Here is a 318-nt window from a genome sequence, read left to right as displayed (position 1 = left end):
AAATGAAATTGTGAAGGTTTTGTGACATAGTGTTTGTGACAGTTTTGTCGAGGGCGCCTTTGGTCGAATTCGTCATGCCGCTTCTCTCCCGCAAGACGACCTGATAGCGTCGCCGCCATGCATTCCTCTCTCCAGCTTTCCCCTGATGACAAAGCCTTGCTCGATGGCCGCCACGGTGAGGCGGCTGCTTTTGCCATGCGGCTTCTCGTGCGTTTCGCCGAGGCTGTCGGCGCCACAAAACTGGTGGACATCGAGGCCGCCCATATCGACGGCTGTCTCTATCTCGGCGAGGTCAGCCTCGATTTCGTCGAGCGCATG

At 56.9% G+C, this 318-nt stretch carries 1 protein-coding gene; it reads left to right on the top strand.

Features of this window, described 5'->3' with window-relative positions; genetic code table 11:
* Positions 1-117: 117 nt before the first annotated feature.
* Positions 118-318 (top strand): aconitase X (locus SB724_RS19690; protein WP_410572475.1); only part of this gene is annotated, 201 nt, incomplete at its 3' end.

Origin of the sequence: Bacillus sp. SIMBA_031, from assembly GCF_046535225.1 — a bacterium.
GTDB classification, from domain to species: Bacteria; Bacillota; Bacilli; order Bacillales; family Bacillaceae; genus Bacillus; species Bacillus velezensis.
This window is presented reverse-complemented; position numbering and strand designations above follow the sequence as displayed.